At 60.0% G+C, this 14884-nt stretch carries 10 protein-coding genes and 1 pseudogene; 8 read left to right on the top strand and 3 right to left on the bottom strand.

Going from position 1 to position 14884, the window contains the following annotated elements; genetic code table 11:
- The 3 genes from E1297_RS09570 to ade form a co-directional block, all read right to left on the bottom strand.
- Positions 1-1347: AMP-binding protein (locus E1297_RS09570; RefSeq protein ID WP_155137188.1), on the bottom strand; the 1347-nt coding region annotated here is incomplete at its 3' end.
- Positions 1348-1684: 337 nt separating this feature from the next.
- Positions 1685-2845 carry an AAA family ATPase gene (locus E1297_RS09565; RefSeq protein WP_155137185.1) on the bottom strand — a complete coding sequence of 387 codons (1161 nt, stop codon included), beginning with the start codon at positions 2843-2845 and terminating at the stop codon, positions 1685-1687.
- Entirely contained in the window at positions 2842-4566 is a 1725-nt protein-coding gene (ade, locus tag E1297_RS09560) for an adenine deaminase (RefSeq protein WP_155137195.1), read from the bottom strand. Before ade ends, E1297_RS09565 begins: the two co-directional genes overlap by 4 nt.
- Before the next feature lie 439 nt (positions 4567-5005).
- Between ade and E1297_RS09555 the strand changes: the two genes are divergently transcribed.
- The 8 genes and pseudogenes from E1297_RS09555 (at position 5006) to eda (ending at position 14503) form a co-directional block, all read left to right on the top strand.
- Positions 5006-6271, top strand: a complete 1266-nt coding sequence (locus E1297_RS09555; protein ID WP_209015726.1) for an ROK family protein — start codon at positions 5006-5008, stop codon at positions 6269-6271.
- 79 nt (positions 6272-6350) lie between these two features.
- Entirely contained in the window at positions 6351-7367 is a 1017-nt protein-coding gene (locus tag E1297_RS09550; RefSeq protein ID WP_155137182.1) for a sugar ABC transporter substrate-binding protein, read from the top strand.
- A gap of 77 nt (positions 7368-7444) precedes the next feature.
- Entirely contained in the window at positions 7445-8527 is a 1083-nt protein-coding gene (locus tag E1297_RS09545) for an ABC transporter permease (RefSeq protein ID WP_155137179.1), read from the top strand.
- Positions 8503-9300, top strand: a complete 798-nt coding sequence (locus E1297_RS09540) for an ATP-binding cassette domain-containing protein (RefSeq protein WP_155137176.1) — start codon at positions 8503-8505, stop codon at positions 9298-9300. The genes E1297_RS09545 and E1297_RS09540 overlap by 25 nt, the downstream gene beginning before the upstream one ends.
- An 81-nt stretch (positions 9301-9381) precedes the next feature.
- Positions 9382-10329, top strand: coding sequence for a carbohydrate kinase (locus E1297_RS09535; protein ID WP_155137173.1), 948 nt, complete (start codon positions 9382-9384; stop codon positions 10327-10329).
- A 67-nt stretch (positions 10330-10396) separates the two neighbouring features.
- Positions 10397-11869, top strand: coding sequence for a glucose-6-phosphate dehydrogenase (gene zwf / locus E1297_RS09530; protein WP_155137170.1), 1473 nt, complete (start codon positions 10397-10399; stop codon positions 11867-11869).
- A 149-nt stretch (positions 11870-12018) separates the two neighbouring features.
- A complete protein-coding gene (gene edd / locus E1297_RS09525; RefSeq protein ID WP_155137167.1) occupies positions 12019-13839 on the top strand; it encodes a phosphogluconate dehydratase in 1821 nt (606 codons plus the stop codon).
- A gap of 21 nt (positions 13840-13860) precedes the next feature.
- Positions 13861-14503, top strand: a pseudogene (gene eda / locus E1297_RS09520) (bifunctional 4-hydroxy-2-oxoglutarate aldolase/2-dehydro-3-deoxy-phosphogluconate aldolase).
- Positions 14504-14884: the final 381 nt, after the last annotated feature.

Raw genomic sequence — 14884 nt, 5'->3', positions numbered from 1 at the left:
CAGGATCAGGTCCTTGATGCGGTCGACCAGATAGATGAAGCCGTCCGCGTCCTGATAACCGACATCGCCGGTGTGGAGATATCCGTCCGGCTCGATCGTGTCCTGTGTCGCGTCGTCCCGCTTCCAGTAGCCCTTCATGACCTGCGGACCATGGAGCAAAAGCTCGCCCTTTTCGCCTTTCGGCACTTCGGTCTTGCGGTCCTCGATGCTGACAAAGCGGACCTCGGTGCCCGGGACCGGCCGGCCGATCGACCCGGCCCGGCTGTCCCGGCTGAGCGGGTTGGCGCACGCGCAGGGCGAAGTTTCGGTCAGGCCATAGCCTTCGGCGAGAATACAGCCGGACAGCTTCTCGAAGTTCTCCTTGACCTCCACCGGCAGCGGTGCGCCTCCGGAGAGACAAAGCTTGATGCTGGTCAGGTCGTAATTCTTGATCAGGGGCGAGTTGTTGATCGCCGTAAAGATCGTCGGCACGCCCGGGAACAAGGTCACCTTCTTGCGGGCCACGCCTGCAAGAACGTCCTTCAGTTCGAAGCGCGGCTGCATGACCATTTCAGCGCCCAAGACAACCGCAAGGTTCTGGCCCACCGTCATCGCGAAGACGTGGAAGAACGGAATGACGCACAAGACCTTTTCCTTGCCGGGCTCCGCCTCGAAAAAGATGGCCTTCATCTGCTCGATATTGGCCGACAGATTGCGGTGGGTCAGCATGGCCCCTTTCGGAACACCGGTCGTGCCGCCGGTATACTGAATGACCGCGATGTCTTCCTCGATGTCGATGCTGGGCGCACTGACCGTTCTGCCATGCTTCTGCAAATCGGCAAACCGGATATGCGCACTGTCATTCGGTATATCGGCGACTTCCTTGCGCTTCAGCAGGCTGAAGAGAACCTTCTTGACCGTTGGCAGGATTCCGGCCATCGGGCAGACGATGATCTTGTCCAGGATCTTTTCCTGACGGACCTGCTCGACCTTGTCATAAATGACCTTGAGATCCATCGTCACCATAATGCGGACATCCGCATCACGCGCCTGAAACGCCAGTTCGCGCTCCACATAAAGCGGATTGAAGTTCACCACCGTGGCGCCGAGCTTCAGAATGGCGAAATAAAACACCGTGTAGTAAGGCGTGTTCGGCAGGCAAAGACCAACATGGACACCGGGTTTGACACCCATTGCCTTCAAGCCGGCGGCGGTCTGGTCGACCATCGCACCGAGTTCCTTGTAGGTCCAGACCCGGCCCATGAAATCAGCGGCCGGCCGATTGCCAAAGGCGGCGACCGTGTTGTCAAGATACTCGTGCACGGGACGGGCTGTGAATGCCGCGTTCCACTCCTCCGCAGTCGTCATTGGCGAACTCCAACGCTCATCTAGTTGAAACGCTCGAGTGCCTCAGCAACGCATTCCTAAACGCCGGGTCATAATACCAAAGACCCGAACGCTTCCTCGCCTGCGTACCGCCTTGTCACCCGGCGCGACCGTTCCCGGTCTTTGCATCGACATGGCCACATGGTTCCGTGAACGTCAACTCACGACGTAACGACACCCCATCCAAAAAATGTGCCCAACGCCGTATTTTCGACGATAGGTTGCAACCACTGAAAGATCAACGGATCACCGTATTTGTCTTTCGTTTAGTATCGGTGTCTGATTGTCCAGTGTGCCAGACCGGCGGCAACACGGCAAATCACGACCGTTTCGGCCAAGTCCATTTGGGCGCCTCAGCCCCGTCGACAACGGTCTCCCCGAGCTCCTTCCGCAACTCGTAGCGCGCACAGGCCGCATCTGTCTGAAGAGCCGAAATCAGGGCCGCGGCATGCGAAACCACGATGACCTGAGCACGCTCGCCGGCCTTCAGGATCAATCGGGCGAGTGGCTCCAGGAGGGCGGGATGCAAGCTGGTTTCCGGCTCGTTCAGCACCAGAAGCGGCGCGGGCCGCGGCGACAACAAGGCGGCGATCAGAAGCAGATACCGCAAGGTTCCGTCGGAAAGTTCAGCCGTTCGCAAGGGCCGCAACAGCCCGTGCTGATGCATCACCACTTCGAAATAGCCATCATTGACGAGGATCTCGAGACGGGATCCCGGAAAGGCATCATCGACAGCGTCTTGCAGCGCCCCCGGATCGCCGATTTCCATGATCGTGCGCAAGGCCGCAGCCAGATCCGTCCCGTCCGATGCCAGAACAGGTGTTCGCGTTCCGATTTTTGGCGCTCTTGCCGGCGCATCGGCATCGGTGCGGAAATGATCATAAAATCGCCAGGCCCGCATACGCTCGCGCATCACCAGCAGTTCCAGCCCGTCCTTCGGATCCGCTGCATGGGTCATCATGCTGTCGAAACGCGCCAGGTCCGTCACGACAGGAACCCGGCGCCCACGGTCGTTCAAGACCTGAACCGTGGGGCCATGACGTCCGGCAATCTCGTTCGCACGCGACAAGGCCTCCCCCGCCCAAAGCGCCTCCGCCTTGATTTCGGGGTCCGCATTAAAGAATGACGTTCCGTCGGCAACCGGTAGCCCCAGATCGATGGCATAGCCGTAGTCCTCGTCGGCAAAGCCGAGCTTCAGACTGACCACACTCGTCCGGCGCGTGCCCTGAACCGGGAGATCTTCCGATTTCATGGCGCGCGAAAACTGTTCCGGACCGGCCCAGAGCGTTGACGGCAAGCCGCCCTCGCGGGCGAGCGAGGCGATTGCCCGCCCTTGCGCGATTTCCGCCAGCAGACGGATGGACCGGTACAGGCTCGACTTGCCGCTGCCATTGGCACCCGTAATCACGGTGATGCGCTCCAGCGGCAACACCACCTCCCGGAGCGATCTGTAACCGGAAACGGCAAGGGTCAGGATCATGCGGCCGGGTCTACCAGTTCGAACGCATTGACGTCGAACAGGCCCAGATCGGTGATTTTCAGATGCGGGATCACCGGCAATGGCAGGAAGGCGACCTGCAGGAACGGCTCCGGCAACGTGCAGCCGAGACGCTTGGCTTCAAGACGAAGGGCCTCAAGCGCGTCATGGACATGCTCGAACGGCTCCAGGCTCATGAGACCGGCCAGCGGCAGGGCCAGTTCTGCCTTGATCTCTTCGCCATTCGCAACAACGAACCCGCCTTTCAACGCGATCACCCGATTGACGGCCGCCGCCATGGAGCGCTCATCCGCTCCGACCACACAAATGTTGTGACTGTCGTGACCAACCGAAGATGCGATTGCGCCCTGTTTCATGCCGAACCCGGACACAAAGGCCGTGCCGATGTTGCCGGTCATCTTGTGACGCTCGACAACCGCGACTTTCAAAACATCCTGGCCTGTGTCGATCCGGGCCTCGCCATCCGAGACAGGGACCGATTTGGACAGGTCTTCCGTGATAATCCGGCCCGACACCACGCCAATGACCCGGCTTTCCCAGTTCCGGGCAGGCACCTTGAAGCTTTGCGCAGTCACGCCGGGTGCCTTGACACTGTCGAGGCCCACCGGCGGGACTGTGCCGCGGGACTTGAAGGCAGCTTCGGTGACCAGACGGCCACCGGTGATCACATCGCCCACCCGGCAGTCCTCAAAATCATCCAGAAGGACAAGATCGGCCCGCCAGCCCGGTGCAATTTGCCCGCGATCCTTGAGCCCGAAGGCAATTGCGGCCGACCAGCTCGCAGCCCTGTAGACGTCGAGCGGACGCGCGCCCTTTGCAATCAGCCGCCGGATCATGCTGTCGATATGACCCTCTTCGGCAATATCGAGCGGATTGCGGTCGTCGGTGCACAGCGCCACAAACGCGGACACATCCGGCTGCAGGATCGGCGCCAGCGCATCCAGATCCTTCGACACAGATCCCTCCCGGATCAGGATCGTCATGCCTTTTGCAAGCTTTTCGAGCGCTTCGCCGGCAGTGGTTGCCTCATGATCCGTTCTGATCCTGGCTGACAGATAGGCATTCAGCGCCAAACCGGACAGAAGCGGCGCATGGCCGTCGATATGACCGTCCTGAAACGCCGCGAGCTTTGCAAGCACCGACGGATCACAGTGGATCACACCCGGAAAATTCATGAACTCGGCCAGACCGATCACCTGTGGGTGATCCCGGAACGGCAGGAGGTCGGCAATTTCAAGACAGGCCCCGGCGGTCTCGAACCGGGTTGCAGGCACACAGGATGACAGGTTGACCCGCACATCCATCAGCGTCCGTTCGGAACACTCCAGAAAATAGCGGATCCCCTCCTGCCCGAGAACATTGGCTATCTCGTGCGGGTCGCAAATGACAGTGGTCACGCCATGAGGCAGAACGCAGCGGTCGAACTCAAAGGGGGTGACAAGCGAACTTTCGATATGCAAATGCGTGTCGATGAAGCCGGGCACGACAACCCGTCCGCCGGCCGCGATTTCCGTTTCGCCAGCATAAACCGCATGGGTCCCCACAATCCGGTCGCCGACAATGGCAATATCGGTTTCAACAGTCGAGCCGTCGACAACACTGAAAAGCCGGGCATCCTTAATGACCAGATCGGCTTTTGTTTCGCCGGCTCCGGCCGCAATGGCCCGCTCAAGAAACTCAACACCATGCAGGCTTTCAATCATGTCCGGCTCCTGTTCTTGTTTTTGGGCTGCGCCGTTTTGCAGCCCTTCAAATCCAAGTTGCATCGATATCACTTGTCCGCGCAACTTGGCATTACCGCGTTTGTGTATGCACGCAAATTATCCGGCGTGCACCGGCTGCAGGACAGTCACAAAAAGATAATTTCAGGCAAAGACAACGCCAGCTGATATTGTGAATTCCTTTCAAGTTGCATCTGCGTGTCATGTGTGAAAACCTGACTTTGGGTAATTCCACGATGATTAATTCTAATCATCTGTAATGTTTTGACTTTTTGCCGAAAATGGCACGTCTGCTGCGGCGCAGCATCATTTTCCTTTGACAGGAACGTGTCTTCGATTAATTATTAAACCACGAATAATTAATCGTGAAGGGCAGCAAATCTGCCGGAACGCCGCGCCGGACAGCTTGGGAGGGCTAGAGGTGGTTGATGCAGGACACAGCGCACGCGGATCAAATTCGGCTCAGTTGCGCCGGTACAATGAGCGCATTGTGCTCCAGATGCTGCGCAAGGCAGGCGTTGCCTCGAAAGCCGATCTCGCACGCTCGGCAAAGCTGACGAATGCCGCAATCGGCGGGATCATTCAGGCAATGATCGACGATGGCCTGATCATCGAAACCGGAAAGCGCCATGATGGCGGCAGAGGGCAGCCGGCGACCCTTTTGAAACTCGCACCACGCGGAGCCTTCAGCTTCGGTGTCCGCATCGACCGGACAAGCCTTGAAACCGTTTTGATCGATTTCGAGGGCAAGGTGATTGGCCGCCGGGCGCATGACATGATCTTGCCGCCTCCCGACCAGGCCCTGGACATCATCGAAAAGGACCTTGACGGGCTCAAGACCCTGCTGGATCCAGAGGAACAGAACCGCATTGCCGGGATCGGCATTGCCCAGCCGTTCAATCTGGGTGCGTGGCTGCATGACCTCGGGCTTCCACCTGCAAATTTCATGAAATGGGACGATTACGACCCCGAGCCGGACCTCGCGGCGCGATGCGGCCTGCCGACGTTCCGGGAAAACGACGGAACAGCTGCGGCGGTCGCGGAACTGTTTTACGGCCATGGCCGTCACAACGACGATTTCCTTTATCTGTTCCTCGGGCCTGCGATCGGCGGCGGGCTGGTGTTGAACGGGGACGTGGTGCGAGGCGTGACCGGAAATGCCGGCGATGTCGCCATGATGCCGGTTCAGCACGGCAAACTGAGCACGGCTCCGGAAAAAAAGAAACCTTGGGACATTCTCTTGTCCCGGGTCTCTCTGGTTTCCCTTGCCCGCCATCTCGACCCCGAAAACTTTTCATCGCTCTCGCGCCTTGATTTGCAGGCCGCCTACGACGATGACCGCCCGGAGGTCGACGAGTGGATCGACGACTGCATCGACGCGCTGACGCCGACCATGCGGGCAGCCCATGCGCTTATCGACCTGCCGGTTCTGGTGATCGATTCCGACCTGGATGGCGGGTTTCTGAGGGATCTCAGCCAGAAACTGAAAACCGCGCTTGAAGAGGCTGCCCCGGAAGCCCGGGACACGCCTGATATCCTGACGGGGAGTTTCAGCCAGGATGCCGGTGCAATCGGCGCGGCCACACTGCCCCTGTTTTTCAACTTCTCGCCACGCGCCACCATACTGACAGGTGGCAAGGTGCATGGCTCTGCCGGAGCCGCTGTCCATGAGGAGGGTGCAGCGTAACCGGCCCGAAGAGCGCGGCCGGAGCAACTGGCAGCTCCGGACCCGCCCACAGTCCAAACCAGGCCAGGGAGGAAAGAGAATGATCCGGAAATTGCTTGGAACCGCATCCGTTCTCGCGGCAATGGCGGCAACGCCCGCGATGGCGGAAGACGTCACGGCTTGCCTGATCACGAAAACGGATACCAACCCGTTCTTCGTCAAGATGAAGGAAGGCGCGACGGCCAAGGCGAACGAACTCGGCATCGACCTGAAGTCTTTCGCAGGCAAGGTTGACGGCGATCACGAGACACAGGTTGCCGCCATTGAGACCTGCATTGCCGATGGCGCGAAGGGCATTCTCTTGACCGCGTCCGACACCTCGTCCATCGTTCCGGCGGTGCAACAGGCCCGCGACAATGGCCTCTTGGTGATCGCGCTCGACACCCCTCTCAATCCGATCGACTCCGCCGACGCCACTTTCGCCACGGACAATTTTCTGGCCGGTGAGCTGATTGGCCAATGGGCTGCGGCCACCCTTGGCGGCGACGCGGACAATGCCAAGATCGCCATGCTCGACCTTGCCGTCAGCCAGCCGACAGTTGGTGTTTTGCGCGACCAGGGCTTCCTGCAAGGGTTCGGTATCGACCTCGAAGACCCGAACAAGTGGGGTGACGAAACCGACCCGCGCATTGTTGGCAATGACGTCACCGCGGGCAATGAGGAAGGCGGCCGCCGGGCCATGGAAAATCTCCTCGCCAGTGATCCGATGATCAATGTCGTCTACACCATCAACGAACCGGCAGCCGCCGGGGCCTATGAAGCCCTCAAGGCCATCGGCCGTGAAAACGATGTGCTCATCGTGTCTGTCGATGGCGGTTGCCCGGGCGTTCAGAACGTCAAGGACGGCGTGATCGGCGCGACTTCGCAGCAGTATCCTTTGCTGATGGCATCCCTGGGTATCGAGGCCATCGCGCAATACGCTCAGGACGGCACCAAGCCGCAGCCGACAGAAGGCAAGGACTTTTTCGACACCGGCGTTGCCCTTGTGACCGACAAGCCGGCTGAAGGCGTGCCATCGATTGATACGGCCGAGGGCATGAACCTCTGCTGGGGTTGATCACTCCGTTCATTCGGTATTGCAAATTGGGGGTGAGCACCGCTCCCCCCATACAAGACACCTAGGGAGGCAGGGGCATGGCCTCGAAAAACAGCACGACGCGCGGGCCCTCGGATTTCGAGGCCGCAGTTGCGAAAAGCCCGCAAGCGGTCGCAGAATTCGAAGACCACCATCACGGTTTCGTTCACAAACTCCAGCATGCATTGCACCAGACCCCGTCCCTGGTGCCGCTGATCGTCCTTATCCTGTCCATCGCCATTTTCGGAATTCTGCTCGGGTCGAAATTCTTTTCTCCCTTCGCCCTGACCCTGATCCTGCAGCAGGTCCAGATCGTCGGGATTGTGGCGGCGGCGCAAAGTGTGGTCATCCTGACAGCCGGAATTGACCTGTCCGTTGGCGCAATCATGGTGCTGTCGTCGGTGGTGATGGGGCAATTCACCTTCCGCTACGGATTGCCGCCCGAAATCGCCGTCCTGTTCGGGCTCGCCTGCGGAACCTTGTGCGGTTACATCAACGGCTTTCTGATCGCGGTGGTCAAACTGCCGCCCTTTATTGTCACGTTGGGCATGTGGCAGATCATATTGGCTGCAAACTTTCTCTATTCGGCCAACGAAACAATCCGGTCCCAGGACATTGCCGAAATGGCGCCGCTGTTGCAGTTCTTCGGAAACAAGGTGAGTGTCGGCGGCGCTATCTTCACCTATGGGGTGATTTTCATGGTCGCTCTGGTGCTGGTGCTCGCCTATTGCCTGCGCCAAACCGCCTGGGGACGCCATGTCTACGCTGTTGGCGACGACCCTGAAGCCGCACAGCTTTCAGGTGTTCAGGTCAAGCGAACCCTGATCTCCGTCTACATGTTGTCGGGACTGATCTGCGCCTTTGCCGGCTGGGCCCTGATCGGGCGAATCGGCTCGGTGTCTCCGACCTCCGGGCAACTGGCCAACATCGAATCCATCACTGCGGTGGTAATTGGCGGCATTTCCCTGTTCGGCGGACGAGGCTCCATTCTCGGCACCCTGTTCGGTGCGCTGATCGTCGGCGTTTTCACACTCGGCCTGCGTCTTCTCGGCGCTGATGCGCAATGGACATACTTGCTGATCGGCCTGCTGATCATCGCCGCCGTGGCCGTCGACCAATGGATCAGAAAGGTGTCAGTCTGATGGAACCGGTTCTGAAAGCAAAAAACCTCGTCAAGCGCTACGGCCGGGTCGTGGCCATGGACCATGCGGATTTCGAGCTCTATCCCGGCGAGATCCTTGCGGTGATTGGCGACAACGGTGCCGGCAAGTCCACCTTGATCAAGGCGCTGAGCGGAGCGGTCACGCCCGATGACGGCGAGATCTGGCTGGACGGCGAAAAGATACATTTCACTTCACCCAACGATGCCCGTCACGCAGGCATTGAAACGGTCTACCAGACGCTGGCCATGTGCCCTGCCCTGTCGATCACCGACAACATGTTCATGGGACGGGAAATCCGGAAAACGGGTTTCCGGGGCAAGTGGCTCCGGCAACTGGACCGCAGGCAGATGGAAAAGATCGCGCGGGACAAGCTGAGCGAACTGGGACTTCTGACGATCCAGAACATCAACCAGGCGGTTGAAACCCTGTCCGGCGGTCAGCGCCAGGGGGTGGCGGTCGCCCGGGCTGCAGCGTTCGGCTCGAAAGTCGTGATCATGGACGAGCCGACGGCAGCGCTTGGGGTCAAGGAAAGCCGGCGCGTTCTTGAACTGATCAAGGATGTTCGCGCCCGGGGACTTCCAATCGTGCTGATCAGCCACAATATGCCCCATGTGTTCGAAGTCGCAGACCGGATCCACATCCACCGGCTGGGCAAGCGCGCCACCGTGATCAAACCGGACGCGTTTTCCATGTCCGACGCTGTTGCCATCATGACCGGCGCCATGGAACCGCCCGACTCCATGGCAGCTTGAGGCAATCAATCCACGCTCTTCCCTGAGGGCCTGCTCACGAGGTGAACCGGCCCTCTTGTTGTTCTCTAAACTGGACCCTTCATGATACTCGTTTGCGGTGAAGCACTTTATGACATGTTTGCCGGAGATCCCGCGGCAGACCCGATCCAATTCGAAGCCCATATCGGCGGATCGCCGTTCAATGTCGCAGTTGGCCTGACACGCCTCGGTTCGGAGGCAGCATTTTTTGGCGGCATATCAACTGATGCACTGGGTGAAAAACTCGTCTTGAAGCTGCGTGAGGAAGGCGTGAAAACCGGGCTTGTTCATCGCAGCCCCGCCTTGACCACGCTGAGTGTGGTGAACCGGGATGCATCTGGGCAACCCTCCTACACGTTTTACGGCGAGAATGCGGCCGACCGTCTTGTCACACAAGCCGACCTGCCAAGGGTCACGGAGCCGTTTTCCTTCATCCACATAGGCTCATACACCGCATTGGTGGAGCCGGTCGCATCCGCTCTCAAAGAGCTGATCGCCCGCGAAAAGAAGCACAGCCTGATTTCCTTCGACCCCAACATCCGCCCAACCGTTGTCGGCGACATGGAGCGCTGGCGCAAAAATACCCATGCCTTGTCCGGCCTGGCCGACGTGATCAAGGTGAGCGACGAAGATCTCGACCTGATCGAACCCGGCGTGCCTGCGCATGAGATCGCCCAAGGGTGGCTCGACGGCGGGACCGGGCTTGTTGTGGTGACACGGGGTGGAGAGGGTGCAGAGGTCTTCACAAAGACCGGCCGCTTCGTGTTCGACGGCAAGCCGGTCGCAGTTGCCGACACGGTCGGCGCCGGCGACACGTTCCAGGCTGCCCTGCTTCATGGCCTGACCGAAACCGGGATAACCACACGAGACGCGCTCGTCAGCCTTGACGAACCCCGCGTTCGGGCGCTTGTGTCTTTCGCCATTGAGGCTTCGGCATTGACCTGTACACGCCGTGGCGCGAACCTTCCGCGCAAGAGCGAACTGCCCTCGCTGCTGGCGCACTCGGAATAAATGCTGACAACAGAATTAAATCGATTTAAAACGCCTTCAAAACTACAGGAATTAAGGGCCGAATGTCATGGTGGCACGGGTGATTGAGGTTGAACTGTTCGATCTGGTGGTTTTCGGCGCGTCCGGGGATCTGGCGCACCGGAAACTGATCCCGGCGCTTTATCACCGCGCTCACGACGGGCAGGTGCCGGAAGACGCGCGGATCATTTGCTCTTCCCGGCGGGCCTACACGGATAACGAATACCGCCAATGGGCGAAGGATGCGTTGAATGAGCACGTGTCCGACCTTGACGAGGATCAGCTGTCCAAATTCCTGGCACGGCTGCGCTATGTCCAGATTGATGTCGGAAGCGGAGAAGGTTTTGACGCCCTCAAGGAACTTCTCGACGACCGCCCGGATGTGATCCGTGCCTTTTATCTCGCGGTTGCGCCGGACCTGTTCGGAACGATTTGCGAGCATCTCGGCAAGGCGGATCTGGTCAACGCGCAATCGCGGGTCGTGATCGAAAAGCCGATCGGGAAAGACGGTGCATCCGCGCGCACCCTGAACGCGACGATCGGCAAGGTGTTCGCAGAAGACCAGATCTTCCGTATCGACCATTATCTCGGCAAGGAAACCGTTCAGAACCTGATGGCCTTGCGCTTTGCCAATGCCCTGTTCGAACCGTTGTGGAATGCGGCCCATATCGACCATGTCCAGATCACGGTTGCGGAATCCCTCGGGGTCGGCGGCCGCGCCGGCTATTACGACACGGCCGGAGCCCTGCGCGACATGGTCCAGAACCACCTGCTCCAGCTTCTGTGTCTGGTCGCGATGGAACCGCCTGAATCGATGAACGCCGACAGCGTTCGCGACGAGAAGCTCAAGGTTTTGAAAGCGCTCGCCCCCATCACCGAGAACACTGCGGACAAGCTCACTGTCCGCGGCCAGTATACCGCTGGCGCCTCTGCGGGGGGCGCGGTTCCGGGCTATCTGGAAGAACTCGGCCATGACGGCAGCAGCACGGAAACCTTCGTGGCGCTGAAGGCGGAAATTGCGAATTGGCGGTGGGCAGGCGTTCCGTTCTATCTGCGCACCGGCAAGCGGCTGGCAAAACGCGTTTCGGAAATCGTTGTCCAGTTCCGCCCGATCCCGCATTCCATCTTCAGCGAGGAAGCAGGTTCGATCACGGCCAACCGGCTGATCATCCGCCTGCAGCCGGATGAAGGCGTGCAGATGCAGATCATGATCAAGGACCCGGGCCCCGGTGGCATGCGCCTGCGCAAGGTCCCGCTCGACATGAGCTTTGCCGATGCTTTCAAGATCCGCAATCCGGACGCTTATGAACGGCTGATCATGGACGTGATCCGTGGCAACCAGACCCTGTTCATGCGCCGCGACGAAGTGGATGCGGCCTGGGCCTGGATCGACCCGATCCTCGCAGCCTGGAATGCGTCCAAGGACATGCCGCGCAACTATACCGCAGGCACCTGGGGGCCTTCGGCTTCTATCGCCCTGATCGAGCGCGACGGGCGCACCTGGGCCGAAGAGGGTTTCTGACAGGAAACAATGCTTGATGCCATTCCGGTGTCATGCATGGTATTTAAATCGATTGAAATATCGAACCGCAACGATCTGACACCGCCGGTTTTGACCGGAACAGCTTCTGCTCCATCTCTGGAGGAGAGGCATCTGACGAGGACAAACCCATGACCATCCAAGCCCGCATCGGTGAAGTGACCGAACGTATCGCCAGGCGCAGTCATGACAGCCGGTCCGCCTATCTGGAACGTATCGCGCGTGCAGCCGAAGAGGGCCCGCGCCGTTCCCGCCTGTCCTGCGGTAATCTCGCCCATGGCTTTGCCGCCTGCGGCCTGTCGGACAAGGCCGCGCTCTCCGGCGATGTGGTGCCCAATCTCGGGATCATCACCGCGTTCAACGACATGCTTTCCGCTCATCAGCCCTATGAGCGCTACCCGGACCTGATCCGGCAGGCGGCCCATGAGGCCGGTGCGGTGGCGCAGGTGGCGGGCGGCGTTCCCGCCATGTGCGACGGCGTCACCCAGGGCCAGGACGGCATGGAACTGTCTCTGTTCTCCCGGGATGTCATTGCCATGGCAGCGGCCGTCGGCCTGTCGCACCAGATGTTCGACGCCGCCGTGTTTCTCGGCATCTGCGACAAGATCGTCCCGGGTCTGGTGATCTCCGCCCTGTCCTTTGGCCACCTGCCAGCGATCTTCATTCCCGCAGGTCCCATGACAACCGGCATTTCCAACGACGAGAAAGCCAAGGTCCGCCAGCTCTATGCCGAGGGCAAGGTTGGCCGCGATGCACTGCTTGAATCGGAATCCAAGGCCTATCACTCGCCGGGGACCTGCACCTTTTACGGCACCGCCAATTCCAACCAGATGCTGATGGAGATCATGGGCCTGCATATGCCGGGGGCCTCCTTCGTCAATCCGGGCACCCCCTTGCGCGATGCTCTAACCAAGGAAGCGGTCAAGCGCGCCCTGGCAATCACCGCACTTGGCAACGAATTCACACCGGTCGGCGAAATGATCAATGAAAAGGCCATCGTCAACGGCGTCATCGGCCTGCATGCAACCGGCGGCTCGACCAATCACACCATGCATCTGGTGGCCATGGCCAACACGGCCGGGATCAGGCTGACCTGGGACGACATTTCCGAACTCTCCGACGTGGTGCCGCTGCTTGCACGCGTCTATCCGAATGGCAAGGCGGATGTGAACCACTTCCAGGCAGCTGGCGGTCTCGGCTTCCTGATCCGCGAATTGTTGTCGGCTGGTTATCTGCATCAGGATGTGCGCACGGTCTTCGGCACGGATCTTTCCGGCTACACCGTCGAGGCCGGACTGGACGGCGACGGCAATGTCGTCCGGCGGCCGGTTGCCGGGACCTCCGGCGATGAAACCGTGCTCGCCCCCTTCTCCAAGGCGTTTCAACCCAATGGCGGCCTGAAAATGCTGACCGGGAACATCGGCAAGGCGGTGATCAAGATCTCCGCTGTCGCCAAGGAACACCATGTCATCGAAGCCCCGGCCCGTGTTTTCCATTCGCAGGACGATTTTCTGACCGCCTTCTCCAACAAGGAGTTTACCGGTGACATTGCGGCAGTGGTGCGCTTCCAGGGCCCGAAAGCCTGCGGCATGCCGGAGCTTCACAAGCTCACGCCGTCACTCGGGATCCTGCAGGACCGCGGACACAAGGTCGCCCTGATCACCGACGGCCGCATGTCCGGCGCGTCCGGCAAGGTGCCGGCCGCAATCCATGTGACGCCCGAGGCCGCAGACGGCGGTGATATCGCAAAGATCAGGGACGGCGACCTGATCCGGGTCGATGCCGTCACCGGCAAACTGGAGGTCCTCGTCGACGCGGCCGAGTTTGCCGCCCGCACACCGGCTACGCAGGACATGAGCGCACATCATGATGGTGTTGGCCGCGATCTGTTCACCGCCTTCCGCCACGTGGTCGGCAGCGCCGACACCGGCGCCCATGTCTTTGGCCGATAAACTGTTTCAAGAGACCATTTGATGCCCCAGAATATTGAACAAATCGAACGCGTCCTGCTGGCTGCCCCGGTGATCCCGGTTCTGGTGATCGAGGACCCGAAAAAGGGCCGTACCGATGGCCGAAGCGCTTGTTCGCGGCGGTTTGCCTGCAATCGAGATCACCTTGCGCACGCCGCATGCCCTTGAGGCCATCAAGGCCGTCAACGATCATGTCGAAGGCGCGATCGCAGGGGCCGGGACAGTTTTGACAGGAAAGCACTATGACGCGGCGGTGTCCGCTGGCGCGCAGTTTATTGTCTCGCCCGGTGCGACCGGCACATTGCTGGATGCCGCAGAAACGCACAAGGTTCCGCTCTTGCCGGGGGCTGCGACGGCCTCGGAGGTGATGGAACTTCTGGAACGCGGTTACACGCGGCTGAAGTTTTTTCCGGCAGAACAGGCAGGTGGCGCGGCCTATCTGAAATCCCTGTCCTCCCCGCTTGCAGCTGCGAAATTCTGCCCGACCGGCGGCGTCAGCGTGGACAAGGCTCCCGATTACCTTAAACTGCCCAACGTGCTCTGCGTTGGAGGCTCCTGGATCGCCGATGCCAAGGCGATTGCCGCCGAAGACTGGACCGGGATCGAGGACCGCGCCCGCGCAGCGGCAGCCCTTGCCAGCAGTTGAGAGAGAACACCAACCGCCCAAATTATTGACCCTTTTGATGGGAGCAAGGCAATTGTCGGATAGGCGCATCGCGCAGCGCGGCTTTATGGCCGGGAGAGCGGTGTAGCGACGCCTGACAAAAGCCCTGACCCCACCGCAGGCCTGATTTTCCGCCGGTTCGGACAGCGTCCAGCTTCTCGAACGATGCCACGCATCGCCCTTCGAAACTCTCCTAGCCGAACCCGCGGAAAACCAAGTCAAATGGATCAACAATTCGAGCCGTTAGTATAACATGAGACCTCTGCATACCTGCTGGTCCGTGCAGGTAAACATGCTAATTCTGCCCGCTATCATCTGTTTGGGATGGAGATTGAGTGTTCACGGAACGCCTTTCAGGGCGGT

The organism is Roseibium sp. RKSG952 (assembly GCF_009711355.1).
Note: the sequence above shows the minus strand (reverse complement) of the source record. Positions and strands in the feature narration are given on the sequence as shown.

What these genes read in the sequence shown, in the direction of transcription:
- E1297_RS09565 (WP_155137185.1), bottom strand. Translation starts at nt 2,845, where the DNA reads ATGATCCTGACCCTTGCCGTTTCCGGTTACAGATCGCTCCGGGAGGTG.
- ade (WP_155137195.1), bottom strand. Translation starts at nt 4,566, where the DNA reads ATGATTGAAAGCCTGCATGGTGTTGAGTTTCTTGAGCGGGCCATTGCG.
- E1297_RS09550 (WP_155137182.1), top strand. Translation starts at nt 6,351, where the DNA reads ATGATCCGGAAATTGCTTGGAACCGCATCCGTTCTCGCGGCAATGGCG.
- E1297_RS09545 (WP_155137179.1), top strand. Translation starts at nt 7,445, where the DNA reads ATGGCCTCGAAAAACAGCACGACGCGCGGGCCCTCGGATTTCGAGGCC.
- E1297_RS09540 (WP_155137176.1), top strand. Translation starts at nt 8,503, where the DNA reads ATGGATCAGAAAGGTGTCAGTCTGATGGAACCGGTTCTGAAAGCAAAA.
- E1297_RS09535 (WP_155137173.1), top strand. Translation starts at nt 9,382, where the DNA reads ATGATACTCGTTTGCGGTGAAGCACTTTATGACATGTTTGCCGGAGAT.
- zwf (WP_155137170.1), top strand. Translation starts at nt 10,397, where the DNA reads ATGGTGGCACGGGTGATTGAGGTTGAACTGTTCGATCTGGTGGTTTTC.
- edd (WP_155137167.1), top strand. Translation starts at nt 12,019, where the DNA reads ATGACCATCCAAGCCCGCATCGGTGAAGTGACCGAACGTATCGCCAGG.